The sequence below is a fragment of the Marinobacter sp. 1_MG-2023 genome (assembly GCF_030549045.1).
GTDB lineage: Bacteria > Pseudomonadota > Gammaproteobacteria > Pseudomonadales > Oleiphilaceae > Marinobacter.
Genome location: NZ_JAUOST010000002.1, coordinates 44,061 through 67,636, shown reverse-complemented (window position 1 = coordinate 67,636; position 23,576 = coordinate 44,061). Strand labels below are relative to the sequence as shown.

At 54.6% G+C, this 23,576-nt stretch carries 24 protein-coding genes; 6 read left to right on the top strand and 18 right to left on the bottom strand.

Translation table 11 applies throughout. From position 1 onward, the window contains the following. Nucleotides 1–189: 189 nt before the first annotated feature. On the top strand, nt 190–1,200 hold the full coding sequence (locus tag Q4606_RS06545) for a LysR family transcriptional regulator (protein WP_303593212.1): 1,011 nt from the start codon (nt 190–192) through the stop codon (nt 1,198–1,200). On the opposite strand, the gene Q4606_RS06540 is transcribed toward Q4606_RS06545, so the two are convergent. The 8 genes from Q4606_RS06540 to cspD form a co-directional block, all read right to left on the bottom strand. Continuing rightward, nucleotides 1,189–2,157 carry a GNAT family N-acetyltransferase gene (locus Q4606_RS06540; protein ID WP_303607050.1) on the bottom strand — a complete coding sequence of 323 codons (969 nt, stop codon included), beginning with the start codon at nt 2,155–2,157 and terminating at the stop codon, nt 1,189–1,191. The genes Q4606_RS06545 and Q4606_RS06540 overlap by 12 nt on opposite strands. Nucleotides 2,158–2,161: 4 nt before the next feature. Further along, nucleotides 2,162–3,313 (bottom strand): cupin domain-containing protein, encoded by a 1,152-nt coding sequence (locus Q4606_RS06535; RefSeq protein WP_303593209.1) that lies wholly within the window; start codon nt 3,311–3,313, stop codon nt 2,162–2,164. 17 nt (nt 3,314–3,330) lie between these two features. Then, nucleotides 3,331–4,698 (bottom strand): adenylosuccinate lyase, encoded by a 1,368-nt coding sequence (purB, locus tag Q4606_RS06530; protein ID WP_303607049.1) that lies wholly within the window; start codon nt 4,696–4,698, stop codon nt 3,331–3,333. Between the two features lie 89 nt (nt 4,699–4,787). After that, on the bottom strand, nt 4,788–5,432 hold the full coding sequence (gene hflD / locus Q4606_RS06525) for a high frequency lysogenization protein HflD (protein WP_303593205.1): 645 nt from the start codon (nt 5,430–5,432) through the stop codon (nt 4,788–4,790). Beyond that, complete coding sequence (gene mnmA, locus Q4606_RS06520; RefSeq protein WP_303593203.1) at nt 5,429–6,613, bottom strand: tRNA 2-thiouridine(34) synthase MnmA; 1,185 nt, start codon at nt 6,611–6,613, stop codon at nt 5,429–5,431. The genes hflD and mnmA overlap by 4 nt, the downstream gene beginning before the upstream one ends. A 51-nt stretch (nt 6,614–6,664) precedes the next feature. Further along, nucleotides 6,665–7,114, bottom strand: a complete 450-nt coding sequence (locus tag Q4606_RS06515) for an NUDIX hydrolase (RefSeq protein ID WP_303607048.1) — start codon at nt 7,112–7,114, stop codon at nt 6,665–6,667. After that, nucleotides 7,111–7,749, bottom strand: a complete 639-nt coding sequence (locus Q4606_RS06510; protein WP_303607047.1) for a pseudouridine synthase — start codon at nt 7,747–7,749, stop codon at nt 7,111–7,113. Before Q4606_RS06510 ends, Q4606_RS06515 begins: the two co-directional genes overlap by 4 nt. Nucleotides 7,750–7,923: 174 nt before the next feature. Next, nucleotides 7,924–8,235, bottom strand: a complete 312-nt coding sequence (gene cspD, locus Q4606_RS06505; RefSeq protein ID WP_303593187.1) for a cold shock domain-containing protein CspD — start codon at nt 8,233–8,235, stop codon at nt 7,924–7,926. A gap of 327 nt (nt 8,236–8,562) precedes the next feature. Here cspD and clpS point away from each other — a divergent pair, with 327 nt between their 5' ends. After that, nucleotides 8,563–8,922: an ATP-dependent Clp protease adapter ClpS gene (gene clpS, locus Q4606_RS06500; RefSeq protein ID WP_303594307.1), complete on the top strand. Its 360-nt coding sequence runs from the start codon at nt 8,563–8,565 to the stop codon at nt 8,920–8,922. 18 nt (nt 8,923–8,940) lie between these two features. After that, the gene (gene clpA, locus Q4606_RS06495) at nt 8,941–11,211 is read left to right on the top strand and encodes an ATP-dependent Clp protease ATP-binding subunit ClpA (protein ID WP_303593186.1); all 2,271 of its coding nucleotides are present in this window, start codon (nt 8,941–8,943) and stop codon (nt 11,209–11,211) included. 92 nt (nt 11,212–11,303) lie between these two features. On the opposite strand, the gene infA is transcribed toward clpA, so the two are convergent. The 9 genes from infA to Q4606_RS06450 form a co-directional block, all read right to left on the bottom strand. Then, complete coding sequence (gene infA, locus Q4606_RS06490; protein ID WP_071263575.1) at nt 11,304–11,522, bottom strand: translation initiation factor IF-1; 219 nt, start codon at nt 11,520–11,522, stop codon at nt 11,304–11,306. Nucleotides 11,523–11,678: 156 nt separating this feature from the next. Then, nucleotides 11,679–12,392, bottom strand: a complete 714-nt coding sequence (locus Q4606_RS06485; protein ID WP_303593181.1) for an arginyltransferase — start codon at nt 12,390–12,392, stop codon at nt 11,679–11,681. Continuing rightward, nucleotides 12,393–13,106 carry a leucyl/phenylalanyl-tRNA--protein transferase gene (gene aat / locus Q4606_RS06480; RefSeq protein ID WP_303593179.1) on the bottom strand — a complete coding sequence of 238 codons (714 nt, stop codon included), beginning with the start codon at nt 13,104–13,106 and terminating at the stop codon, nt 12,393–12,395. Nucleotides 13,107–13,290: 184 nt separating this feature from the next. Beyond that, complete coding sequence (trxB, locus tag Q4606_RS06475; protein ID WP_303607046.1) at nt 13,291–14,244, bottom strand: thioredoxin-disulfide reductase; 954 nt, start codon at nt 14,242–14,244, stop codon at nt 13,291–13,293. 131 nt (nt 14,245–14,375) lie between these two features. After that, on the bottom strand, nt 14,376–15,287 hold the full coding sequence (locus tag Q4606_RS06470; RefSeq protein ID WP_303593175.1) for a MoxR family ATPase: 912 nt from the start codon (nt 15,285–15,287) through the stop codon (nt 14,376–14,378). Between the two features lie 7 nt (nt 15,288–15,294). Beyond that, nucleotides 15,295–16,230 carry a carbon-nitrogen hydrolase gene (locus tag Q4606_RS06465; protein ID WP_303607045.1) on the bottom strand — a complete coding sequence of 312 codons (936 nt, stop codon included), beginning with the start codon at nt 16,228–16,230 and terminating at the stop codon, nt 15,295–15,297. After that, nucleotides 16,227–17,279, bottom strand: a complete 1,053-nt coding sequence (locus Q4606_RS06460) for an agmatine/peptidylarginine deiminase (protein ID WP_303607044.1) — start codon at nt 17,277–17,279, stop codon at nt 16,227–16,229. The genes Q4606_RS06465 and Q4606_RS06460 overlap by 4 nt, the downstream gene beginning before the upstream one ends. 109 nt (nt 17,280–17,388) lie before the next feature. Continuing rightward, entirely contained in the window at nt 17,389–17,691 is a 303-nt protein-coding gene (locus Q4606_RS06455) for a hypothetical protein (protein ID WP_303593169.1), read from the bottom strand. Between the two features lie 104 nt (nt 17,692–17,795). Beyond that, the gene (locus Q4606_RS06450) at nt 17,796–18,383 is read right to left on the bottom strand and encodes a PilZ domain-containing protein (RefSeq protein ID WP_303607043.1); all 588 of its coding nucleotides are present in this window, start codon (nt 18,381–18,383) and stop codon (nt 17,796–17,798) included. A 122-nt stretch (nt 18,384–18,505) separates the two neighbouring features. Between Q4606_RS06450 and Q4606_RS06445 the strand changes: the two genes are divergently transcribed. Then, nucleotides 18,506–19,747 (top strand): lipoprotein-releasing ABC transporter permease subunit, encoded by a 1,242-nt coding sequence (locus Q4606_RS06445; RefSeq protein WP_303593167.1) that lies wholly within the window; start codon nt 18,506–18,508, stop codon nt 19,745–19,747. Further along, complete coding sequence (gene lolD / locus Q4606_RS06440) at nt 19,740–20,450, top strand: lipoprotein-releasing ABC transporter ATP-binding protein LolD (protein ID WP_303607042.1); 711 nt, start codon at nt 19,740–19,742, stop codon at nt 20,448–20,450. Before Q4606_RS06445 ends, lolD begins: the two co-directional genes overlap by 8 nt. Here the strand turns inward: lolD and Q4606_RS06435 are convergent. After that, nucleotides 20,438–20,986 (bottom strand): DUF2062 domain-containing protein, encoded by a 549-nt coding sequence (locus Q4606_RS06435; RefSeq protein ID WP_303593163.1) that lies wholly within the window; start codon nt 20,984–20,986, stop codon nt 20,438–20,440. The two genes, lolD and Q4606_RS06435, sit on opposite strands and share 13 nt — an antisense overlap. Nucleotides 20,987–21,133: 147 nt before the next feature. Between Q4606_RS06435 and Q4606_RS06430 the strand changes: the two genes are divergently transcribed. After that, complete coding sequence (locus tag Q4606_RS06430) at nt 21,134–23,539, top strand: DNA internalization-related competence protein ComEC/Rec2 (protein WP_303607358.1); 2,406 nt, start codon at nt 21,134–21,136, stop codon at nt 23,537–23,539. Nucleotides 23,540–23,576: the final 37 nt, after the last annotated feature.

The following is a 23,576-nucleotide window of genomic DNA, read 5'->3' as shown; positions in this document are numbered from 1 at the left end:
TGATATGCCGATACATCCGGCAACTGTCAGAAAGGTTAGCAGAAATTTGACATTGAAGCTGAAATCAAATGTGAAAGATCCGCTTATTATATTCATTTTGTGAATCAATGTTATTCTGTATATTGTTTTGGTGAATGGGCGCTCGGGTTGCGACCGCCTGATTGCTTTTATCCAGCTTTGGAGTTGTTCATGGATATCTCCCGTATCGACCTCAACCTTCTTGTGTACCTGGACGTGTTGCTCAGGGAGCGCAATGTCACCAAAGCAGCAAACCATCTTGGCATTACCCAGCCCGCCATGAGTAATAGTTTGCGACGTTTGCGGGACCTGTTCAGTGACCCTTTACTGGTGCGCACGAGCGAGGGCATGACAGCAACAGAACGAGCGCGTGAACTGCAGCCCATGGTCAGAGGTATCCTCTCGGATATTGAGCAAGCAGTGCAGGAGAAGACGCCGTTTGCAGCACTGGAGAGCCAACGGGTATTTCGTATCATGGCCAGTGATTATGCTGAATCCTGTCTTATGCCCAGGGTTTTGAGGCGGATTCGCCAGGAGGCGCCACACGTCACGCTGGATGTACTGACTCCGAGCGATGTGAGTTTTCTGGATGTTGAGCAAGGGCGCCTTGATATGGCGATCAACCGGTTCGACAAGATTCCCCAATCGTTTCACCAAAAAACGCTCTGGACCGAATATTTCGCCTGTCTGATGAATGCCCGAAATCCAATACTGAAGGAGCCTTTCACACTGGATACTTACCTTGATGCCAGCCATATCTGGGTTAGTAAAACCGGATTTGGTGTCGGTGTAGGGGTAAATCCGAAAGACGTTCAACGCCTGGGTTGGGTTGATGAAGCTTTGTCGAAAATGGGAAGCAAGCGGCAGATCTCGGTGTTTACCCGGCATTATCAGTCGGCTATGTTGCTGGCGGAGCAGCACGACCTGATAGCTACGCTTCCATCCCGGGCGGCCTGGCTACAAAAAGATAACACTAACCTGGTAGTAAAGATCCCGCCCTTCGATATCCCGCCTTTCGAGCTTAAAATGGCCTGGAGCCCTTTGTTACAGCACAACGCTGACCATCAGTGGCTACGCCGGTTGATTTCAGACGTTGCGGAAGAGGTGGATGAAGAATTTGCACCTTTCGGGGCTCGCTTCGAACCTGAAAGCGCCCCGTTGAAGCATCCGTCAGAGCGGTAGTTCGCGCAGCTCAAGGGATTGGCGCCCGGCGTCCCACATGCGCTGGAAGTTTTCCGCCAGCAGCTTGACGCGCCCGCTGTCGGAAAACCCGGCAAACCCGGATGGGGTAGTGAAGTCATGTCGATAGACAACACCTTCTCTGTCTGCGATGAGGAACGGCTGGTCTTCATGGGGATAGTCACCATTGACCAGCCTTAGCTCTATACGGCTGGGTAAGCGGCGCATCAGTTCCACCAATTGGTGGCGACGTTTGATCAGAGGCTGGTCATCATGGATGAGCAAGCGAACCTCGCTAAGCCTGTGGCGCCGTGCCAGGCTGGATATCAGCTCCCTGAATCTGTAGCGGTCGTAACGATCATGGTCCAGCACGCGATCATAGAGCCATAGGCGCTGGCCAGCCTGGCCAACCATGGAGTCCATGAGTTCGAGCATGCTGTTTTCACTGTCGAACAGCCAGGGCTGGGTGTCGGTGCCGAGTAGCATTGGGCGGGGTCTATTGCCACCAGGTTGCTGTGCAATAAGTGCGGGAGCAAGGCAGCGCATATCCAGGTGAGGTATGCCTGCGTCATCATAGGCCTCTGAGCATACGTGGAACCCTGCGCGCTGGTAGAAAGGGACCGCATGTTGTTGGGCAGAAAGTTTCAGTTCCTGATACTGCCCGGCAGATTCAGCTATCAGGTGCTGGAGCAGGGCTTCACCAATTCCCCGGCCCCGGAATTCCGGCAGTATGGCCATGCGCCCGATGTGGCCGGTTTCGCTCAGTGTTGAGAACAGCCGCGCTACGCCAGCCGGCGTATTGTCTGGCATAACTGCGAGAAAATGATCAGCAATTTCGTCTGTATCGTCCCATTCAAGCTCAGGTGGAACACGTTGCTCTTCAACGAACACTTTCTGGCGGATATCCCGAATATGCCCCGGGGCAAGCTGCCAGCTGTATTTTCGAATCCGGACCGTCATAGCATCACTCGAAATACACTGAGCCTTGATTATAGAGGTTTGTTAGCAGGCCAAGCAGAGCCGGGTCGCCGGCAAACTGGGCCAGGGCGCCCATGTCGATGCGTGCTCCCGCGCACAACAGAGGAGCCAGCGGGCGAGCATCACCTTTGAGCAGAAACTGCTCACCGTCTGCAAAAAGGGCGGTTACGTCGTTCTGTTCATGGTAGGCAAAGCGGGAACCTTCGTTCCACCGTAGTTGCTCGCCGGCCCGAATGGCCTCGGCAAAATCTTCATCTGAGGCAGGCTCATCCGCCGGCACCACAACATCCATATTTTTAGGAGCGGTTGCATACTGGCCAAACCACAGCGCCAGCTGGCGTTTATCTTCAAGTTTTTCAGTCAGAACGGATTGCAGGCGGTCAATAACGCCTGGTGCAATCGTGCCCGGGTTGTCCTGAACCTGAAGGTCCGGGTCATTCATGTGATCTGAGGCATCCGATTGGTTACACAGGAAGTCGGTGAAGCCGGTAAGCAGGTCCTCAATAGTCGGCGCTCGAAAACCTATCGAGAGTGTAATGCAATCGTCTTCGGCTATGCCGTGGTGGCCAATGCCCGGAGGCAGGTAAAGCATATCGCCAGGCTCAAGAGTAACGGTTTCTTCACCTTCCCAGCTGCTGAGAATACGCAATGGCGTGCCCTCCACGCGGGGCGAGGATTGGTCGCAACGGCCACCAAACGTCCAGCGTCTGTGCCCCTGGGCCTGAAGCAGAAATACATCATATTGGTCGTAATGGGGCCCTACGCTGCCGCCCTTGGGCGCATAACTTGCCATGATATCGTCAAGGCGCCAGTTGGGCACGAAGCGGAAGTGTTCGAGCAGGTCAGCGACCTCGGGGACCCAGTGATCAAGCCCTTGTACCAGCAGGGTCCAATCCTTGTCGGGTAGTTGGCCGAAGCGTTCTTCTGAGAAGGGACCGTTGTGCAACTGCCAGGGCTTGCCGTCATCGTTTTCGATGACGATGCGTGATTCCACGCCTTCTTCACAAGCAAGGCCGGCCAGTTCGTCAGCGTCGACCGGGCACTGAAATCCGGGAAACGCCTGGCGGATGACAAAGGGTTTCTTTTGCCAGTAGTCCCTCAGAAATTCAGAAGGCGAAAGTCCGCCAAGCATATGCATTGTTGTGCTCCCTGGGTTCAGATGTTGCGGGCCTGATCGATGGCGTTACCAATGTAGTTGCCTGGGGTCAGGTCCATCAGTTCCGCTTTGGCGCTATCGGGCATCTCCAGGGTTTCCACGAAGCTTCTGATAACTTCCGGAGTCATGGCCTTACCGCGAGTCAGTGCCTTGAGCTTCTCATAGGGCTTCTCGATGTTGTACCTGCGCATCACAGTCTGGATCGGCTCCGCAAGAACTTCCCAGGCCTTGTCGAGGTCGTCATTCAGGCGCGCCGGGTTAATTTCCAGTTTGCTCAGACCTTTCAGGGTGGCTTCGTAGGCAATCAGGCTGTGGGCAAAGCCAACGCCCAGATTGCGCAGTACGGTGGAGTCGGTAAGGTCGCGTTGCCAGCGTGAGATCGGTAGCTTGGCGGACAGGTGGCCAAGCAATGCGTTGGCAATCCCCAGATTACCCTCGGAGTTTTCGAAATCGATCGGATTGACTTTGTGGGGCATGGTTGAAGAGCCTACTTCGCCTTCAACAGTCTTCTGCTTGAAATAGCCCAGTGAGATGTAACCCCACACGTCCCGGTCGAGATCGATCACGATGGTGTTGAAGCGCGCGACCGCGTCGAAAAGTTCGGCGATGTAGTCGTGAGGCTCAATCTGTGTGGTGTAAGGATTGAAGTCCAGGCCCAGGCTTTCGATAAATGCCTGGGCGTTGGCGGCCCAGTCTAAAGCAGGATAGGCAGAGATGTGGGCGTTATAGTTGCCAACCGCGCCGTTGATCTTGCCCAGAACCTCAATCTCACGGATTTGTTTCATTTGTCGGCGCAGGCGATAAACAACGTTGGCGAGTTCTTTGCCGACGGTTGTTGGTGATGCTGTCTGGCCGTGTGTACGGGAAAGCATTGGTTGTTCAGCGTGCTCCTGGGCAAGCTCGCCCAGTTTCTCGACAACCCGGCCCATTGCGGGCAGCAGGCCGTTATCCAGACCCTCGCGAAGCATCAGGGCGTGGGAGAGATTGTTGATGTCCTCAGAGGTGCAGGCAAAGTGAACAAATTCGGTGACCGCATGCAGCTCGGGAATATCGGCGATTTTTTCCTTGATAAAGTACTCAACCGCTTTTACATCATGGTTTGTTGTGCGCTCGATTTCCTTGATGCGCTCGGCATCCTGCAGGCTGAATTCACTGATCATCTGGTCCAGAAAAGCGATGGCCTCCGCCGTAAATGCTGGCACTTCAATGATTTCGGGATGGGCCGCCAATTGCTGCAGCCATCGGATTTCGACCGTCACGCGGTTCCTGATCAGGCCATATTCACTGAAAATGTCACGGAAAACGCTGACTTTACTGCCATAGCGTCCATCGACCGGGGAAATGGCGGTCAGGGCGTTGAGTTCCATCGAAAACCTCACAAATAATCAAAGAATCGGTTCAGAAAAAAGGAGGCACCATAATACACCAGCGCCGCCGGTGAATCAGTGGCAACCAATTACTTATCGAATGAACGGTTCGCTTGCTCTGCAAGTTCCCGCGCATGTTGAATCACCTTGCGGCGTGACATAACCAGTTGCCAACGGCGACCGCCGCTTTGTCTCCAGAGCACCGCCGAACGAATACCTGCCAGCAGGAGCGCCCTGACTTTCGCAGCATTCTCGTCGCGTTGGAGCAGGGAGGGGTTGCCGCTCACCTGAATACGTAAGCGGAAGGTGCTGATGGTATCCGTGTAAATAGAGGCCAGGTTACTGATCAGGTTTGTGTGGACATAACCAAAGTGGCTGGCGGTGTGCCTGGCCTGTTCAATACGGCTGCCGATTACGTCCATCATGTCACTTTTTCGGTTGAGCTTTGATTCCAGGTGAATCAGATTGAGCACATAACGCAGAACCTCAACATCCTGCTGTTTGCTTTGTTCGCTCATAACCGTTGAAAGCGTAACCAACCCTTCTCGCACATCGGTCAGTTCGCCGCCGTATACGTCGAGCGTTGTTGCAGGATTTGTTGCAAAAAGCGAGCGCAGGCATGCCTCCAGGCTGGTTTCGTTGCAATGCCCGTTGTTGGCGATTTGCTGAACCAGATTGGCAGCCTGGAATACGCCCGCCAAAGCCAGCGTCTGATCGTGAAGCGACCGGCTCATTGGCTGGCTTCCTGAGTTGAATCATTGTGAGAAAGGCGCGCCGGGAGAGGTTCGTCGTCACGCCAGGTCTCCGTGATCACACCGCCTCCCAGGCAATTGTCATCAATATAGAAAACCACAGATTGTCCGGGCGTGACAGCGCGCTGGGCTTCATCAAACACCACCTTCACGCCGCCTTCAATGACCGTTACCTCGCAATCCTGGTCAGGCTGGCGGTAACGGGTTTTCGCTTTGCAGCGGAAGGATTGTGCTGGTGGCTCGCCGGCGACCCAGTCGATCGGATCGGACAGTAAGCCCCGGGAGAAGAGTAGGGGGTGATGCTTGCCCTGAACGGCAGTCAGTACATTGTGCGTCAGGTCCTTCCCGGCGACGTACCAGGGGTCGTCGCCAAAATCACTGAGCCCACCAATACCGAGTCCCTGACGTTGGCCAATGGTGTGGTACATCAAACCTTGGTGTCGGCCAATCTTTTTGCCTTCAGGGGTTTCAATATCACCGGGCTGCGCCGGCAGGTACTGTTTTAGAAAGTCGCTGAACTTGCGCTCGCCGATAAAACAGATACCGGTGGAGTCCTTCTTGTCATGGGTGACGAATCCTTGCTGCTCGGCAATCTTGCGCACTTCCGGTTTTTCCAGCTCACCAACCGGGAACAGGGTGCGGGCGATTCGGTCTCCGGATACAGCGTGAAGGAAATAACTCTGATCCTTGTTGGCATCCAGACCTTTTAAAAGAAGCGCTTTCCCGGATCCGTCATTGAGCGGCCGCTGCCGTGTATAGTGGCCTGTGGCGATGTAATCCGCTCCGAGTGTGACTGCATAATCCAGGAAAGCCCGGAACTTGACCTCTTTATTGCAAAGGATATCGGGGTTCGGGGTGCGACCAGCCTGATACTCGGAAAGAAAATGCTCGAAAACGCGATCCCAGTACTCGGCGGCAAAGCTTGCGGTATGGAGTTTGATACCCATCGCATCTGCAACAGCCTGAGCATCGGCCAGATCGGTCATGGCGGTACAGTACTCTGTGCCGTCGTCTTCATCCCAGTTCTTCATGAACAGGCCTTCGACCTGATACCCCTGGTCTTTGAGTAACCAGGCTGCAACCGACGAATCGACACCGCCAGACATGCCAACGATAACGTGTGTGTCTTCCGGGGAGCGAGCTTCGGGGGTTGGATTTGTCATGACAGTTCCGGGCACCGGTGAAAAACGCGGGAGTTTACCATTTTGTGCCGGTTACGTCTGCGGATTTACAATCACATCCAGTGGGTAACATCGACCTTTTCGGTAATCCTCTATACATTTGATAACCAGAGGGCTGCGGAGCTTGTCGCCCAACCGGCGTATGTCTTCCAGTGACAACCAGTGGGCGGCAATTATGCCGGTGTCCAGCTCTTCGGTTACCCGTTTTCGAGCTTTTCCTGTGAAGCAGAAACGATAGTAGGTTACGCCATTGGACGGGGCTTTATAGGTGTAGAGCCCGAGAAAGTGTTCCGGTTCAATCTCCCAGCCGGTTTCTTCGAGCGTCTCCCGTCGTGCCGCATCAATAATGGCTTCGTCTTCTTCGACATGTCCGGCTGGTTGGTTAAAGACAACCCGTCCGCTGCTGCGTTCTTCAACCATCAGGAAGCGGCCATGCGCATCTTCAATAACCACGGCTACTGTGGCGTGAGGCGTCCAGGTCATGATCTTCGGGCCCTCTGTGGCACCTTGGCAGGGCGTGCACGCATCGGACGCTTTTCTGGCTGGGCTGCGGTAGGCAGATTAACCGTAAGTTTTCGGTGTTTGCCTGGCTTTAGTCCATGCAGCGTCCAGTCGCCAATACGATAGCGGATCAGCCGCAACGTTGGAAATCCGACAGCCGCAGTCATACGCCGTACTTGTCTGTTACGGCCCTCAGTGATGGTCAGCTCCAGCCAACTGGTAGGTACGGTCTCTCTTCGGCGCACGGGAGGAACTCTGGGCCATAACTCCGGATCCTCAAGTTTGCGCGCCTGAGCCGGCCGGGTGTGGCCATCTTTAAGCTTAACGCCTGTGGAGAGCTCTTTTATGGCGCCTGGGGTGATCTCACCTTCGACCTGTACCCAGTATGTTTTCGGCATTTTCAGAGCTGGTGAGGCTATACGATGCTGCAAGGCGCCGTCACTGGTCAGCAGAAGCAGTCCCTCGGAATCGTAATCCAGTCTCCCGGCCGGGTAGACCTCCGGAATGCTAATCCAGTCCGCCAGCGTGGAGCGACGCTTCCGCCCGGCGGATACAGCCTCATCCGTAAACTGGCAAAGTACCTGAAAGGGCTTGTTAAAAAGGATGAGTTCAGCCATGGAGGCGTCTCCCGGGCAGGTTTAAAGAAAATCAGCTGGAAGGGTACGTAGAAATGCCTGCGTTTGAAAGCGCAAGGTAAAGCCTGTGCTTCGTTTTACCGGCTTGAGAGCACCGTCCCGCCGGCACTATCCGGCAGGGTTGCTCAGTGGCGGAAAGCCGACGTGATATGGCTGTCAGGCGTTTGCCGCGCGGGAAGGGTAATCTCCGCCATCCGCGTCTGTGGTTCGGGTCGCCTGTTCACTGGAATCCGAGGTGTTTGCCTGGGTCTGCGCCCCGGCCTGCTCCTCGGGTACGATGTTCACGGCGTGCACACCCTTGTCGCTGGGTTTCTTATCGAAACTGACTGCCTGACCTGCTTTTAACGTCTTGTAACCGTCCATCTGGACTGACGAAAAGTGGGCAAACAGGTCGTCACTGCAGCCATCTTCTATGATGAAACCGTACCCTTTGGCATTGTTGAACCACTTTACTTTGCCTTTTGGCATGATGAACTCCCCTGTTCTTTCACTGTCACTTGTTGTTGTTCAATTAATTGCGCCTAGTGCTGACCAGCCCTGAAATCGCGTATTTTGTCAGGTCCCTGTTACATGAACCTCTCATGTATTTACATTATTTAACACTACAAGCTAACTGTCGGCGAAACCTGTAGTCGAGTCAATAGCTTCTATTGCTGTAATGTGTGGTTGAACAGAGTCCGGAAGCGGTATCATGGACGTATAGGTAATTATCTCATCCTCGGGCAGGGATCTGACTTGAAAACCCGGGGTCTGACAACCACATTTATAAAAGGCACCGATAAACGGTAAAGAATGATGCGGACTATCGAAAATTCTCTACTAATATTAAACCAGGGAGAAGATGAACAGCCGGGGCGTCACGATGACCTCAGCGTTGCTCCCGAAAAACCTGCGCTGAAGCGTCCATCTCAGTACAAAGTGATGCTTCTGAACGACGATTACACGCCCATGGATTTTGTTGTGGATGTGTTGACAACATTCTTCGGGATGAATGAAGAAAAGGCGACACAGGTGATGCTGCTCGTCCATACGCAGGGAAAGGCTGTATGCGGGGTGTATACCCGGGATATCGCGGAAACAAAGGCGGCACAGGTGAACCAGTATTCCTCGGAATGCGACCATCCGCTCCTTTGCGAGATTGAATGTGCGGACTGACAGACGGCGGGGTGGCCCATGCTGAGCAAAGATCTTGAAATTACGCTGAATACGGCCTTCAAAAGTGCCCGCGACAAGCGTCATGAGTTTATGACGGTGGAGCATTTGATGTTGGCCTTGCTGGACAACGAATCGGCGGTTGGTGTGCTCAAAGCTTGTGGGGCAGACCTCAAGCAGCTCCATGACGAGTTGGTCGAATTTGTTGACTCCACGACTCCGTTAATTCCGAGCAGCGACGACGAGCGCGAGACTCAGCCGACGCTTGGTTTTCAACGAGTGTTACAGCGCGCGGTTTTCCACGTGCAATCCTCCGGTAAGAAAGAGGTTACCGGTGCCAACGTTCTGGTTGCCATTTTTAGTGAACAGGAAAGTCAGGCGGTGTATGTGCTCAAAAAACAGAGCGTTGCACGCATTGATGTCGTTAACTTTGTATCCCACGGTATTTCAAGGGTGCAAGGAGCGGAAGATCAGGATGGGCACGAGCAGATCTCTCATGACGAAACCGGTGAAGAGGGTGGCCAGTCCAAACCACTGGAGAATTATGCAACCAACCTGAATGAGCAGGCTCGTCAAGGGCGCATTGACCCTCTGATTGGCCGTGAGCATGAGGTTGAACGAGTGGTGCAGATTCTTGTGCGCCGTCGCAAGAACAATCCCTTGCTGGTCGGTGAAGCCGGTGTGGGTAAAACTGCGATTGCAGAGGGGTTGGCCAAACGTATTGTTGATGGCCAGGTGCCGGATATCATCGCTGATGGCGTGGTGTACTCTCTGGATCTTGGAGCCCTGCTTGCCGGAACCAAGTACCGTGGCGATTTTGAGAAGCGTCTCAAGGGGTTGCTGGCTGATCTTAAAAAAGAGAAGCATGCGATTCTGTTCATCGATGAAATCCACACCATTATCGGTGCCGGGTCGGCGTCAGGCGGCGTAATGGACGCCTCGAACCTGCTCAAGCCGATGCTGAGTTCAGGCGAAATTCGCTGCATTGGCTCCACCACATACCAGGAATTCCGGGGTATTTTCGAGAAAGATAGCGCGCTGGCCCGGCGTTTCCAGAAAATTGATGTCAACGAGCCCAGCGTTGAGGACACCTATCAGATTCTCAAAGGGCTGAAACCGAACTTTGAGAAGCATCACGATCTCAAATATACAGACCAGGCACTGCGCGTGGCTGCGGAACTGGCGGACCGATACATTACAGATCGCCACTTGCCGGACAAAGCCATTGATGTGATCGATGAAGCCGGTGCGCGCCAGCGCCTGATGCCCGAGGACAAACGCCGGAAAACGGTGGATGTCTCCGAGATTGAGGAAGTGGTCGCCAAGATAGCCCGTATTCCACCCAAGAACGTATCTACCAGCGACAAGGACCTGCTGCGTAATCTCGAGCGGGACTTGAAGATGGTGGTGTTCGGGCAGGATCCGGCCATCGAATCCCTGACCATGGCGATTAAACTTGCCCGCGCAGGTCTGAAAGCTCCGGAGAAACCGGAAGGTTCCTTCCTGTTTGCAGGGCCTACAGGTGTTGGTAAAACAGAGGTGACCAAGCAACTGGCGAAGGCGCTCGGTGTCGAGCTGGTTCGATTCGATATGTCCGAGTATATGGAGCGCCACACGGTGTCCCGTCTGATCGGCGCGCCTCCGGGGTATGTTGGCTACGACCAGGGTGGTTTGTTAACAGAAGCCGTAAACAAGCATCCACACTGCGTTCTGCTGCTGGACGAAATTGAGAAGGCTCACCCGGAAGTCTTCAACCTGCTGTTGCAGGTGATGGATCACGGTACCCTGACCGATAACAACGGGCGCAAAGCGGACTTCCGTCATGTCATTTTGGTGATGACAACCAACGCCGGGGCTGAAAGCATGGCCCGTCGCTCGATGGGGTTCAGCGAGCAGGACCACAGCAGCGATGGTATGGAAATTATCGGCAAGACCTTTACGCCGGAGTTCCGCAACCGCCTGGATAGCATTATCCAGTTTGGCGACCTGCAAAAAGAGACCATTACTTTTGTGGTCGACAAGTTCCTCACCGAGTTGCAGGCGCAGCTGGATGAGAAACACGTGGTTCTGCATGTGGATAACGAGGTCAAGTCCTGGCTGGCAGGCAAGGGTTACGATGTAACCATGGGCGCACGCCCAATGTCCCGTCTGATTCAGGATAAGATAAAACGTCCGTTGGCAGAGCAGATTCTGTTCGGACGTTTGTCCGAGAAGGGCGGAGATGTGTTCATTCACCTCAAGGGCGATGAGCTGGTATTTGACTATGAGGACGAGCCTGCGGAAGCCGTTTGATTCGGCTACCCGAAAGGTTTTAAGGCCGTCCAAAAAAAACCGCTGCATTCGTGCAGCGGTTTTTTTTATGCTTTCTGGCAGTCGCTAGTGTCTTAGCGGGCGCGGTACACAATCCGGCCTTTGCTCAGATCGTAAGGCGTCAACTCAACCTTGACCTTGTCGCCGGTCAGGATGCGGATGTAATTTTTACGCATCTTGCCAGAAATGTGAGCGGTAACAACGTGGCCGTTGCTCAGCTCAACCCGGAACATGGTATTTGGAAGGGTATCAAGAATAACCCCTTCCATTTCAATAGCATCTGTCTTCGCCATTCAGTAAAAACCTCTATTTGGAATACTTTCCGTAATTTTAAATTGCGCAATTCTGCCTGATTTGTAGCCGTTTGGCAAAGTGAGTTGCGTGGCAGAGCAGGAAAAAGGGTGCCCGCGGCATCGATTTTCAGGCTACTTGCATCCCGAAACTGGCACCTAGGTGACATCTAGAGCTCGCCAATGGCCATTCTGTAGAGCCTCTATAGGCTTGAAGCGAGTTTTGTAATTCATTTTCCTGCACTGTTTTATCCAGTAGCCGAGGTACAGGTGAGGGAGGTTGCGCCGTCGGGTCTCCTCGATTTGCCATAGCACAGCATAGGTCCCAAGGCTTCGGTATTCAAAAGCCGGATCGAACACTGTGTATATGGCCGAGAGCCCGTCATCCAGCGCATCCACTGCCGCCAGGGCGACCAGCTCCCCGTCTATCCGCATCTCCAGAAACCAGGAATCCGTAGATCCCTCTACAAGAAAAGAGGTGAACTGTTCTCGAGAGGGAGGGTACATGTCGCCATCTTTGTGCCTCAACTCAACGTAGTTGGCGTAGAGCGTATAGTAGCTTTCGCTGAACGCTGCAGGTACGAGCTTGCACTCCAGGTCACTGTTCTTTTTAAGCACCCGCCTCTGACTGCGGTCCGGGCGGAAGTCGTTTACGTTTAGCCGAACCGGGATACAAGCGTTACAGAGTTCGCAATGAGGGCGGTAATAATGGGAGCCGCTGCGCCGGAAGCCTAGTGACGTCAGTTGGCTGTAGAGCTTTTTATCAACGTGCGCCTGCGGATCAACGAACATGGTGGTCGCTTCGCGATCGGGGAGGTAGCTGCAATCGTGGGCCGGTGTTGCAAAGAATACCAGGGTTCTGAGACTACTCATTCATGCCTCCGGCCTGCGCCATTGCCATTGGAATGTCCAGTCGGGCTGATCCGGTTTTCGGTCTGCGTATGTATCGATTATAGATAAAAACTCGCTTCTGGGTATGGTGTGTGCGCCCATAGTGAGAAGGTGGTTGCTTTCTACCTGGCAATCTATGACTTGATAGCCCCAATCTTGCAGTTGGTGAGCCAGGTGAACCATAAGCACTTTGGATGCATTCGTTTCCAGAGAGAACATGGACTCACCAAAGAAGCATTGCCCTATGGCGATCCCGTACATTCCTCCGGCCAGCTCACCCTTCCGGTTCCACACCTCGATGGAGTGGGCAATTCCCTGTCGGTGAAGGTCAGAATAGCTGGCGATCATATCGTCGGTTATCCATGTGCCTTCGCTGCGGGTGGAAGCGCACAAGCGAATGATGCGGCCAAAGGCCTGGTCCGCGGTGACGTGAAATCGCCCTTGATTCAGGGTTCTGCGAAGGCTACGAGATATGTGGATGTCTTTGGGGTAAAGCACGCAACGAGGGTCTGGAGACCACCAGAGTATCGGCTGCTCTTCGCTGTACCAGGGGAATATGCCGCTGCGATATGCGAGGATCAGGCGCTCTGAGGAGAGGTCACCGCCCAGGGCGAGTAGGCCATCCGGGTCATCGAGGGCTTCTTCGGCTGGGGGGAACCAGAGTTGGTCGGGGTCTAGCCAGGGTAGTGAGGTCATCCTGTTCTTCGGCTATCACTCAGTTCGCTTGCTTGAGAGTGTCAGCCGCAGGGCAGGCCGTTCTGAAACACGCTGTGGATACGTTCCCGTACGCTTGGCTTCGCCATCCATGGCTTCGCACAGTTTCAGAACGGCCAGCTCTCCGGCTTCGTCAGGCTCTTATTTCGCCTGCTTTCAGTCTGTCTTAATCCTGCTGATCCAGGAATTTCTCCGCATCCAGTGCGGCCATGCAACCGAAACCGGCTGAGGTCACAGCCTGGCGGTATATGTGGTCTGCCACGTCGCCTGCGGCAAATACGCCGGGGATGCTGGTTTGGGTGGCCATGCCCTGCAAGCCTGAGTTGATCTGGATGTAGCCGTTTTCCATGTTCAGTTGGCCTTCAAAGAGGCTGGTGTTCGGTTTGTGGCCAATCGCAATGAACACGCCAGCCAGGTCGAGTTCCTGTGTGGAGTTGTCTTTCATGCTTTTGATGCGCATACCAGTCACACCAGTGCCGTCGCCCAGAACTTCGTCGAGGGTGTGATCCCAGACGATTTTAACGTTGCCGTTTTCGGCTTTTTCAAAAAGCTTGTCCTGCAGGATTTTCTCGGCGCGCAGGCTGTCACGGCGATGAACCAGGGTGACTTCTGCGGCGATGTTTGAGAGGTACAGGGCTTCTTCTACGGCGGTGTTACCGCCACCGATAACAGCAACTTTCTGTTTTTTATAGAAGAAGCCGTCGCAGGTTGCACAGGCCGAGACGCCCTGGCCTTTGAATTTCTCTTCAGACTCCAAGCCCAGGTACATGGCAGATGCACCGGTGGCGATAATGAGGGAGTCGCAGGTATATTCGCCGCCGTCGCCCTTGAGGCGGAAAGGGCGGTTTTTAAGGTCGGCTTCGTTAATGGTGTCGTAAACGATGCTGGTTTCGAAGCGTTCGGCGTGTTTGAGCATGCGCTGCATCAGTTCCGGGCCTTGTACGCCATCATTATCGCCGGGCCAGTTGTCGACGTCGGTGGTGGTGGTGAGCTGGCCGCCAACTTCAATACCGGTGATCAGGGTCGGGTTCAGGTTCGCCCTGGCTGCATAGACGGCAGCGGTGTATCCGGCAGGGCCGGAGCCGAGGATGATCAGCCGGGAATGCTTGGTTTCGCTCATGAATGTCTCTCACTGATTTGGTACGTGTCAGGCTTTTTCAGGGCCAGTATTACGAGGAAGACGAAAAGGCTATCACGAAAGCAGCAGGCTGCCATTTGTTTTGGCCAATTCCACTGATAAAGCTTAGCTATTCATGCCAATACGGATACGGTGGTCAGCAGTTGGCGTATGCGCTCGGCGCTTTTGCCGGATTCACCTTGCTCAAGACGGTGTTCGGCAACCGATGGGAAGACGGCCTGAATATCATCGGGTAGAACGTGTTGGCGGCCTTCCATCAGGGCCCAGGCTTTTGAGGCCCGGAGCAACCCTAGCCCGGCTCTCGGTGACAAGCCATAAAGCAGCCCTGGCATCCGGCGGCTCTGTTCAAGCAAGCGCTGGATGTAGTCCAGCAGGGCCGGGCTTGCCGTCACGCGGTTTACTTCATCCTGCAGCTTTGCCAGGTCGGCTTCTGAAAGCAGTGTGCCGAGCCGATCGGTCATAACCCGGCGATCTTCACCTTCCAGAAGTTCTCGCTCGGCTCTGGGATCAGGGTAACCCAGCCGTATCCGCATCAGGAATCGATCAAGTTGAGATTCCGGTAGCGGATAGGTACCGCCTTGTTCCGTTGGATTCTGGGTTGCGATAACGAAGAACGGGTGGGGTAGCGGGCGGGTTTCGCCTTCGATGGAAACCTGACGCTCTTCCATGGCTTCCAGCAAGGCGCTCTGTGTTCGTGGAGAGGCCCGGTTGATCTCATCTGCCAGCACAACCTGAGCAAAAATGGGCCCGGGGTGGAATACCAGGCTACCGGCTTCTTTGTCGTACATGGAATAGCCCAGCACATCGGCTGGAAGCAGGTCGTTGGTGAACTGGATACGCTGGTAGGTGAGCCCCATAACTTTGGCCAGAGCGTGGGACAGCGTTGTTTTTCCCATGCCGGGAATGTCCTCAATCAGCAAGTGCCCCCGTGCCAGCAGGCCGCAGAGGGCAAGGCGCACCTGGCGCTCCTTGCCAAGCAGAATCTGGTTCAATTCGGAAACAACAGTGTCTACCCGGTTCTTCATGCCGTTTTCAGTCCCTTACTCTTTTGAGAATGTCGCCATAGGCGTCGATACGTCGGTCTCTAAGGTACGGCCAGATGCGTCTAATCGATTCACTGCGGTTGCGATCGAGTGTAACGCTCAGGATGCACTCGGTGCTGTCGTCGGCCCGGGCCAGAAACTCGCCCTGGGGGCCGCAAATAAAGCTGTGGCCCCAGAAGCGGATACCATCGGAGTGCCCGGTGGGGTCAGGTTCGGTACCAACCCGGTTGGGAGCGACTACCGGGAGATTATTGGCCACAGCATGGCCGCGCTGAACGGTCACCCAGGCCTCTAGTTGGCGGGCCTGTTCGTCCGGGTCGTCAGTGACGTCCCAGCCGATGGCTGTGGGGTAAATCAGTATCTCTGCACCTGCAAGAGCCATCAGGCGGGCTGCTTCCGGGTACCACTGGTCCCAGCACACGAGAACCCCCAGTTTGCCCACGGATGTCTCTATAGGTGAAAAGCCGTTCCGGCCATCGTTGAACTGTGCATCACCTGGTGTGAAATAGAATTTCTCATAGAAGCCAGGGTCGTCCGGAATATGCATTTTTCGGTACAGGCCGGCGATCGAGCCATTGGTCTCGATGACTACTGCGGTGTTGTGGTAAACGCCGTTCATGCGGCGCTCGAAAACAGAGCCAACGAGCACGACACCCAATTCCTTTGCGAGGGCCGAAAGCCGTTCAGTGGTAGGGCCGGGGATGGGCTCGGCCAAGTCGAATATGCTGGTGTCTTCTGTCTGGCAAAAGTACTGAGTTGCGTGAAGCTCCTGCAGGACAATCAGCTGAGCTCCACCTGCGGCCGCTTCGCGAACCAGCATTTCAGTTGTTGCCAGGCTGGCAGCCTTGTTTTCGCTACATGCCTGCTGAACGGCGGCGACCGCCAGGAGGCCCGAGCGCGAAGATTGGTCCGGGTTGTGTCTCATAAAGTAACGACTCCTTTCGGAATCTGCATGGTGACGCAATGCAAGCTGCCGTGTTGTTGCACCAGCGCCCGGCAATTTATCGGAATGATTTCCCGGTCAGGGAAAATCTTGCTGATGATGCTGATGGCTTTCTCATCCTGGGGCACTCCATAAACTGGCAGCAGAACAGCACCATTGATGATCAAAAAGTTGGCATAGGTCGCCGGCAGGCGTTCGTTATCGTCGCCGAATATCGGGTCGGGCCACGGCAGAGCGGTAAGCCTGTATGGCGTCCCGTCTCGCTGGCGGAATTCCCGAAGGTCTTCTTCCATGGCAGCCAACGCACTGTAGTGTTCATCGGCGACATCTGGGCAGACCACGTAGCAGATATGATCCGGCGCGCAAAAGCGGGCCAGTGTGTCAATGTGGCTGTCGGTGTCATCCCCTGCCAGATAGCCATGGTTAAGCCACAGGATGCGTTCTGCGCCCAACATCTCGGACAGCGATTGCTCAATGGCTCCGCGATCCATGGAGGCGTTCCGCGACGGCGTCAAAAGGCATTCGCTAGTGGTGAGCAATGTGCCTTCTCCATCAGACTCAATGGAGCCGCCTTCCAGTATGAAATCCACTGTTTCCATGGGAGCGGTGCCGAACACTCCGAAATTGGCGAGATGGCGATTGAGTGCATCGTCCTTCTCCCAGGGGAATTTGCCTCCCCAGGCGTTAAAGCGAAAATCCAGCAAGGTGGGTGTGTTATCGGTGAGCACGGTTATGGGGCCATGGTCGCGGGCCCAGGTATCGTTTGCTGGTGCCGGCACGGCATACACTCGCCCCGGCAGCCCTTGTTGGCCTGCCCAGGCATTGAGATCGCGCTCAAGATCCTGCAGTCGAATCACATGTTCACAGCTGATGACCAGGTGCTCAAAGCGAAGAATAGAGCGGGAAATTTCAAGAAATACCGGTTCAACTTCATCAAGCATCCCTGCCCAGTCGGTACCGGGGTGGGGCCAGGTAAGCACAACGGCGCTTTGGGGCGCCCACTCAGCGGGCAGCACGCGTAGGGATGTCACTTTACAGTCACCTTAAAATTGCAAATGCCGCCATTCTATAGAAAGGGCGGCATATCGTCAGGGTGTTTGCCCAGAATAGCGGGCGAGAAAATCGCTATGCTTGATAGTATCAGCGCTTGGATGACAGTACCGAGTGAATAACGCGGTCATTTTCGAAATAGACCACAAACTTACCATAATGCCACTGACTGATCGGGGGGTGCCCAACAGGGCCTTCGACGCTAGCCGGTTCGCCCCATGAAGCTTTTACTGAGTCTTGAGTCATGCCCGTCCGGGGTACGCTTTGCTGGCTTCTATCTGCCTGGCTGCCAACGGGTACACGAAGCTCTTCAGCAAACGCGCCGGAAACCGGGGCCAAAGTGAGTAGTATTGCCGTCGCCAGTGTGCCAGTCAGGGCTCGCTTTACTGTCATTTAGGGTTCTCCACTAATACTGGGGTCTCCGGTACATGCTCCGGGGACATGGATAAAACGTAATATCCGAGAAAATCGGTTAAAAGTCACATGTTTTCGGCAGTCTACTCTTTTTGCCGCTGGCGAATCTGCCACCGCATCACATGTCGGGCTATTTGTTGGCGATCGCTATCCTGAATTCGGATAAAACCGGTATGAACCCTTACTCTGCCTGTTTCATCAGCCTGTACATCCAGAACCTGGGCGATCGCGCGGGGTTGGGAAAGTTCGGGCGGCAAGGTCATGTGAACGGCCAACCTGTCACCAGTCTGCCATGCTTGCGGGCTGGCACAAAACGCAAGTCCGCCCTCGCTCAGGGTGACGTCCTGCCAGTCCCCAGGTTGCAAGGGATTTTGCTGAAAGGCCATAATGCGCGCAAGCGTATCGAGCTTGCCATTCAGTGACTTCACCAACCCTGTGAGTAAGCGATCCTGATCTGCCAGGCTGGCAAGCTGGGATTTGATGTCCTGATCCAGGCGCCTGAATTCTGCCTCCAGGATTTCGAGGTGATTGTCGTTAAAAACATTCTCCTCGAGCCCGGCTGACAGCGCGAGTTTATTGACTTTCAGGCCAATCCGGTCTTCGATTCGGTAGAATTCCCGACGCTCAGGCTCATAAGCGGTCGGTTCGGACAGTGTGTCTCGGGTGTGCATTCAGGACTCCGGGATCAAGAATGATGGCCATTAGTAAAAGTTTAGCAGTTTCCCGTCATGCTGAAAGGCTGCCGGGAATTCCAGACCACGATTGACCCGAAGGTAGCGACAGGCACCTCTTCATGTTCAGACCCTTATCGTTTTATATCGGCTTGCGCTATACCGCGGCCAAACGGCGTAATCACTTTATTTCGTTCATCTCGCTCACATCCATGATTGGGTTGATGCTTGGTGTTGCCGTACTGATTATCGTGTTGTCCGTGATGAACGGATTCGATCGCGAACTTAAACAGAGGATTCTCGGCATGGTCCCCCATGCCATTATCCAGGGAAGTGGACCACTGGACGATTGGGAGACAGTGGATGCTCAGGTACAGCAGCATCCCAGGGTTCTTGCTGCAGCTCCGTTTATTCAGGGTCAGGGAATGGTTACCGGTGGCGGTGATGTACGCGGAGTGATGCTCAATGGCATTCTTCCGGAGGAAGAGCGTACGGTTTCGATCATTGAGAACCACATGATTGACGGGAAACTGGACGATCTGGTTTCGGGTGAGTTCGGGATTATCATCGGTCGCACTATGGCGGCCAGCCTGCGCCTGCAGTTAGGTGACAAAGTAACCGTGGTATTGCCAGAAGCCTCGGTAACACCGGCCGGGGTCTTGCCGCGTCTCAAGCGCTTTACGGTTAAAGGTGTTTTCAGTGTTGGCGCCGAACTGGATGGCAATTACACACTCATCCACATGGATGATGCAGCAAAACTGATGCGAACCGGCGGTAAAGCTGAAGGTGTGCGGCTACTTGTTGATGACCTCTTTGCTGCGCCCAAGGTTGCGGAAGAAGCGGCCAGAGAGCTTTCTGGCCGATACTATATTTCGGACTGGACACGCACCCATGGCAACCTGTTCCAGGCCATTCGCATGGAAAAAACCATGATCGGCCTGCTCTTGATGTTTATTGTGGCGGTGGCAGCTTTCAATATCGTGTCCACACTGGTCATGGTGGTAACCGACAAGACAGCGGATATTGCGATTTTGCGTACTATGGGGGCGACACCCGGTCGCATCATGAGAATTTTTATTGTGCAGGGGGCTGTGATCGGAGTATTCGGAACATTGATCGGCACCAGTCTTGGTGTTCTGGGTGCTCTTAACATCAGTGGGTTTATTTCCTGGCTGGAGGGTGCACTTGGGCACAAGTTCCTGAGTGCCGATGTGTATTTCATCAGTTATCTGCCTTCCCAGTTGCAATGGCAGGATGTGGCGGTTATTAGCGGCGCAGGCCTTGCCATGAGCTTGCTGGCAACCATTTATCCGGCTTGGAGAGCGTCGCGGATAGATCCTGCGGAGGCTCTGCGCTATGAATAAGGAAAACCGTGACATGAAGGATGTTCCGCTGGTAATCGATTGCCGTCAGGTAACGCGGACTTACACTCAGGGTCCGGAAAAGCTGACCATCTTTTCTGACATCTCGTTAGAGGTCACACCGGGTGAAACCGTGGCAATCGTGGGGAGCAGCGGTGCAGGCAAAACAACGTTGCTGAATCTCCTTGGCGGATTGGACAAGCCGTCGTCCGGAGAAATTTCCATCTGCGGCAAGCACATTCACCGTCTATCCGAGGCTGGGCGGGCGCGCTTTCGCAACCGTCATCTGGGCTTTGTCTACCAGTTTCATCACCTGTTGCCGGAATTTACAGCGCTTGAGAATGTCATGATGCCGTGTGCCCTTGGCGGCGTAGCCGTTAGCGATGCACGTTCGCGCGCCCAGAGAATTTTACAAAGGGTAGGGCTTGCAGAGCGCTTGGAGCACAAGCCCGGTGAGCTTTCAGGTGGTGAGCGACAACGTGTAGCGATTGCCCGTGCTCTGGTTAATGAGCCTGATTGTGTGCTGATGGACGAACCCACGGGCAATCTTGATGAGCATACAGGCGAAGGCGTGCGGGAGCTTATAGAGTCTCTGCGCGATCAGTTCGGGATTGCCTTTGTTATGGTTACTCACGATATGAAGATGGCCAAGAGCCTTGGTCGGGTACTGAGGCTGGAGCAGGGCAGGCTGGTTCAGGAGGCCTGATCGCGCGATGCGCGCCGTAGCTCCTTACGGGCTCGGCGACGCAGTTGCCAATCTGTGCGAATTTTTCGACGCCATATAAACTGTATTGCCAGGTACGCCAGGCAAGCTGACATTGTCGCTATGATCAGTGAGCCCAGGTAAAGCGGGATGCCGATGTCGAGCAAGCGCTCGCTGATCCACGACCATGAAAGCTGAAAATCAAAGCTCAAGACCGGCCGGTTTAGAATCCAGGCGCCTATTTTATAGTTGAAGTAAAACATGGGCGGCATGGTAATGGGGTTGCTGATCCAAACCAGCACCACAGATAAAGGCAGGTTGGCGTTAAACCAGATGGCAAAGAAGCCTGCTGCAAGCATCTGGAAGGGCATGGGAATAAAGCAAAAAAAGACACCGATCAGAAATGCCCTGGCGACACTGTGACGGTTTATGTGCCATAGGTTGGGTTCGTGAAGGATATCGCCAAGAAAATCAAGCGATTGCATCGCTTGCACCTTCTCAGGTGATGGCAGATATCGTTTCATGAACTTCTTCGGCATTGGGAAGCTCTACCTTTAAGTAGAATGAAACTCCGGCGCCAAGGATGCCGCCGACGGATAAAATCATCGGGAGGACAAGGATTGTCCGGTAGCTCTTTCAATGGCCCTGGCCGGTCTGGTTCGCAGGGCTCTGTCTTTCGTGCAGTACTGTGCGCCTTCGCATTTTCCTGCGGCGTCATCTTACTTTATAGATTGACGGTGTTGCCACCTCCAGTGTGGCTGCTCGTGTTCACACTTCCAACTTTATTATGGTTCTTGCCGAATCATCTGCGACCATTTCCGCTAGTGAGGGTCTTTTTGTTCGGCCTCGTTTTGGGTGTTGCCTGGTCGGGCTTGTGGGCGTATGAGCGCCTTCAAGAGCGGCTTCCCTCCGGTTTTGAAGGTCAAAAAACGGCCATTGCCGGTTACGTTTGTGATCTTCCCCAAACCGGAAGTTTTGACAGTATTCGTTTCAGCTTCTGTGTAACCCGATGGTACGGGCATTCACTGACCCCGGCGCCTAACAATACGCTGCCTAAAAAACTACGTCTCGCCTGGTACGGTCAGCCTGAAGGTGCTCTTCCGGGTCACCGCTTGCGCCTGGAGGTTGTACTCAAGCAGCCCCATGGCACTCTGAATCCTGAGGGTTTTCGCTACGAAGACTGGCTATTTCGGAAGGGCTATCGTGCGACTGGCAGCGTGCGCAGTGCCCAGCCGGATCCCTCTGTAACCTGTTCACTCCAGTGCCAGTATCACCGTTTTCATATCAGGCTGGCGCAGTGGGTTGATGGGCAGTTTGCGGCCGCCCGGCACTATCCGTTGATTGCTTCGCTGTTAATCGGGAACCGGGGCCACCTTTCCTCCCGGCATTGGGAAGTGCTTAAAGCAACCGGCACCATTCATCTTGTGGCTATCTCGGGGCTTCACCTGGGGTTGGTGGCCCTGGGTGCAGGCTTTTTGGCGCGCAGGCTCCTGCTTGCAGTATCCACTTACAGCATGAGCGAGGGCTCCGTGCGTATTGGGGTCTTCCTGGCGGTTGTCCTGTGTTGCACGCTCTATGCGCTCGCTGCCGGTTTTACGGTTCCTACTCGCAGGGCGCTTGTCATGGTGACGGTCGGAGGCTGGTTACTGTTGATGGCCAGGCAGGTGTCCACCTGGTATTCCATTGTTGTGGCGCTCGGGCTGGTGCTCTTGCTTGATCCTTTTGCTCCTCTGGACCAGGGTTTCTGGTTATCTTTCGGAGCGGTTTCTGTTCTTGTTTGCGTCTTTGCCGGCCGTTTGGGCGGTACCGGCTGGCTCGCTGGCCTTGTTCTCGCGCAAGGCGCTGTGTTCGCGGGGCTCTGGCCGATCCTTGAAGGCATGGGGCAGGGACAGCCGGTTGCCGGGTTGCTTGCCAATGTTCTTGCAATTCCCTGGGTCTCGCTGGTGGTGATGCCGACACTGATTGCTGGCGGACTTGCGGTAGCTCTTTTTCCCGGCTTGTCGGGCCTGATTATTCCGGCAATGGATGGGGTGCTTGGGGTGATCTGGAGCTTTCTCGAATGGGTTGCGGGCATCAGATGGCCCGATCTTGGGGGGACTCTACCGGAGATTGCCGGCCTGGCTTTGCTGGTCATGCTGGTAATTACCGTTCCGATCAGGTTGTTTCGCGCTGCAGGCGCTGTTTTCGTGCTGGCGTGGGTGGTTTTAGCCAGCGGGCCCTCGGATACCGGAAACCCTCGTGTCTCCAGCCCCGAAGTGCGGATATGGGATGTCGGTCAGGGGCTCTCGGCGATGCTTCGAATTGGGGATAAAGTAGTGCTATACGACACGGGTCCCGAAGTGGAAGGTGTTTTCTCGGCTGTAGAGTCGGTACTTCTGCCCAACCTCCGGGCGCTGGGTATAAGGCGAATTGACACGTTGGTTATAAGCCACGCTGATAACGATCATTCAGGCGGTATCGGGGTGCTTGTTGATGCATACGACATAGGCCGAATCCTGACTGGTGAGCCTGAGGCTGTTCGGGAAAAGTTGGAGCGGCACACTAAGGATCAGAAGCTTAAATCGGTACAGGTACAAAGCTGTGCCGGCGGAGAAAGCCTGACAAGCGAACTGTCGCTTTACTTCTGGCAGGCAAACGACGGGTTGACCGGCAATGATGCGTCCTGTGTTCTGACTGCCCGGCATGAGACGTCCGGCATTGAATGGATTTTTCCGGGCGATATCAGCGCGGCAACAGAGTCTCTGTACCTGCAAGCTCGAGAGAGTACATTGGCTGCGAAGCGTCCGGCGGAACTCGTAATGATTGCGCCTCATCACGGTAGCAAAACCTCATCTTCCATTGCCTGGGTCAGTGCACTAAACCCGGACAAGGTGGTTTATACCGCCGGTTATCGCCACCGTTACGGGCACCCTCATCCGGACATAACAGCCCGTTACCGGGCGGCAGGTGCCGAGGCATTCAATACAGCCTGCTCGGGAGCGCTTACTATGACGATTACTGGCGATACCATTAAAATTGAGGAAACTCGAAACCAAAGCGCGTTCTGGATCAGCGGTCCGGGCCAGGCCAGAGATCAGTGTAAAATACTGTGACATTCCGGGTGTGGCCTCGGCAGGCAGCTATGCTAAA

Excerpts from the sequence above, each read along its gene's own strand:
- Q4606_RS06545 (WP_303593212.1), top strand. The coding sequence starts at position 190 with ATGGATATCTCCCGTATCGACCTCAACCTTCTTGTGTACCTGGACGTG.
- Q4606_RS06540 (WP_303607050.1), bottom strand. The coding sequence starts at position 2,157 with ATGACGGTCCGGATTCGAAAATACAGCTGGCAGCTTGCCCCGGGGCAT.
- Q4606_RS06535 (WP_303593209.1), bottom strand. The coding sequence starts at position 3,313 with ATGCATATGCTTGGCGGACTTTCGCCTTCTGAATTTCTGAGGGACTAC.
- purB (WP_303607049.1), bottom strand. The coding sequence starts at position 4,698 with ATGGAACTCAACGCCCTGACCGCCATTTCCCCGGTCGATGGACGCTAT.
- hflD (WP_303593205.1), bottom strand. The coding sequence starts at position 5,432 with ATGAGCCGGTCGCTTCACGATCAGACGCTGGCTTTGGCGGGCGTATTC.
- mnmA (WP_303593203.1), bottom strand. The coding sequence starts at position 6,613 with ATGACAAATCCAACCCCCGAAGCTCGCTCCCCGGAAGACACACACGTT.
- Q4606_RS06515 (WP_303607048.1), bottom strand. The coding sequence starts at position 7,114 with ATGACCTGGACGCCTCACGCCACAGTAGCCGTGGTTATTGAAGATGCG.
- Q4606_RS06510 (WP_303607047.1), bottom strand. The coding sequence starts at position 7,749 with ATGGCTGAACTCATCCTTTTTAACAAGCCCTTTCAGGTACTTTGCCAG.
- cspD (WP_303593187.1), bottom strand. The coding sequence starts at position 8,235 with ATGCCAAAAGGCAAAGTAAAGTGGTTCAACAATGCCAAAGGGTACGGT.
- clpS (WP_303594307.1), top strand. The coding sequence starts at position 8,563 with ATGCGGACTATCGAAAATTCTCTACTAATATTAAACCAGGGAGAAGAT.
- clpA (WP_303593186.1), top strand. The coding sequence starts at position 8,941 with ATGCTGAGCAAAGATCTTGAAATTACGCTGAATACGGCCTTCAAAAGT.
- infA (WP_071263575.1), bottom strand. The coding sequence starts at position 11,522 with ATGGCGAAGACAGATGCTATTGAAATGGAAGGGGTTATTCTTGATACC.
- Q4606_RS06485 (WP_303593181.1), bottom strand. The coding sequence starts at position 12,392 with ATGAGTAGTCTCAGAACCCTGGTATTCTTTGCAACACCGGCCCACGAT.
- aat (WP_303593179.1), bottom strand. The coding sequence starts at position 13,106 with ATGACCTCACTACCCTGGCTAGACCCCGACCAACTCTGGTTCCCCCCA.
- trxB (WP_303607046.1), bottom strand. The coding sequence starts at position 14,244 with ATGAGCGAAACCAAGCATTCCCGGCTGATCATCCTCGGCTCCGGCCCT.
- Q4606_RS06470 (WP_303593175.1), bottom strand. The coding sequence starts at position 15,287 with ATGAAGAACCGGGTAGACACTGTTGTTTCCGAATTGAACCAGATTCTG.
- Q4606_RS06465 (WP_303607045.1), bottom strand. The coding sequence starts at position 16,230 with ATGAGACACAACCCGGACCAATCTTCGCGCTCGGGCCTCCTGGCGGTC.
- Q4606_RS06455 (WP_303593169.1), bottom strand. The coding sequence starts at position 17,691 with ATGACAGTAAAGCGAGCCCTGACTGGCACACTGGCGACGGCAATACTA.
- Q4606_RS06450 (WP_303607043.1), bottom strand. The coding sequence starts at position 18,383 with ATGCACACCCGAGACACACTGTCCGAACCGACCGCTTATGAGCCTGAG.
- Q4606_RS06445 (WP_303593167.1), top strand. The coding sequence starts at position 18,506 with ATGTTCAGACCCTTATCGTTTTATATCGGCTTGCGCTATACCGCGGCC.
- lolD (WP_303607042.1), top strand. The coding sequence starts at position 19,740 with ATGAATAAGGAAAACCGTGACATGAAGGATGTTCCGCTGGTAATCGAT.
- Q4606_RS06435 (WP_303593163.1), bottom strand. The coding sequence starts at position 20,986 with ATGCCGAAGAAGTTCATGAAACGATATCTGCCATCACCTGAGAAGGTG.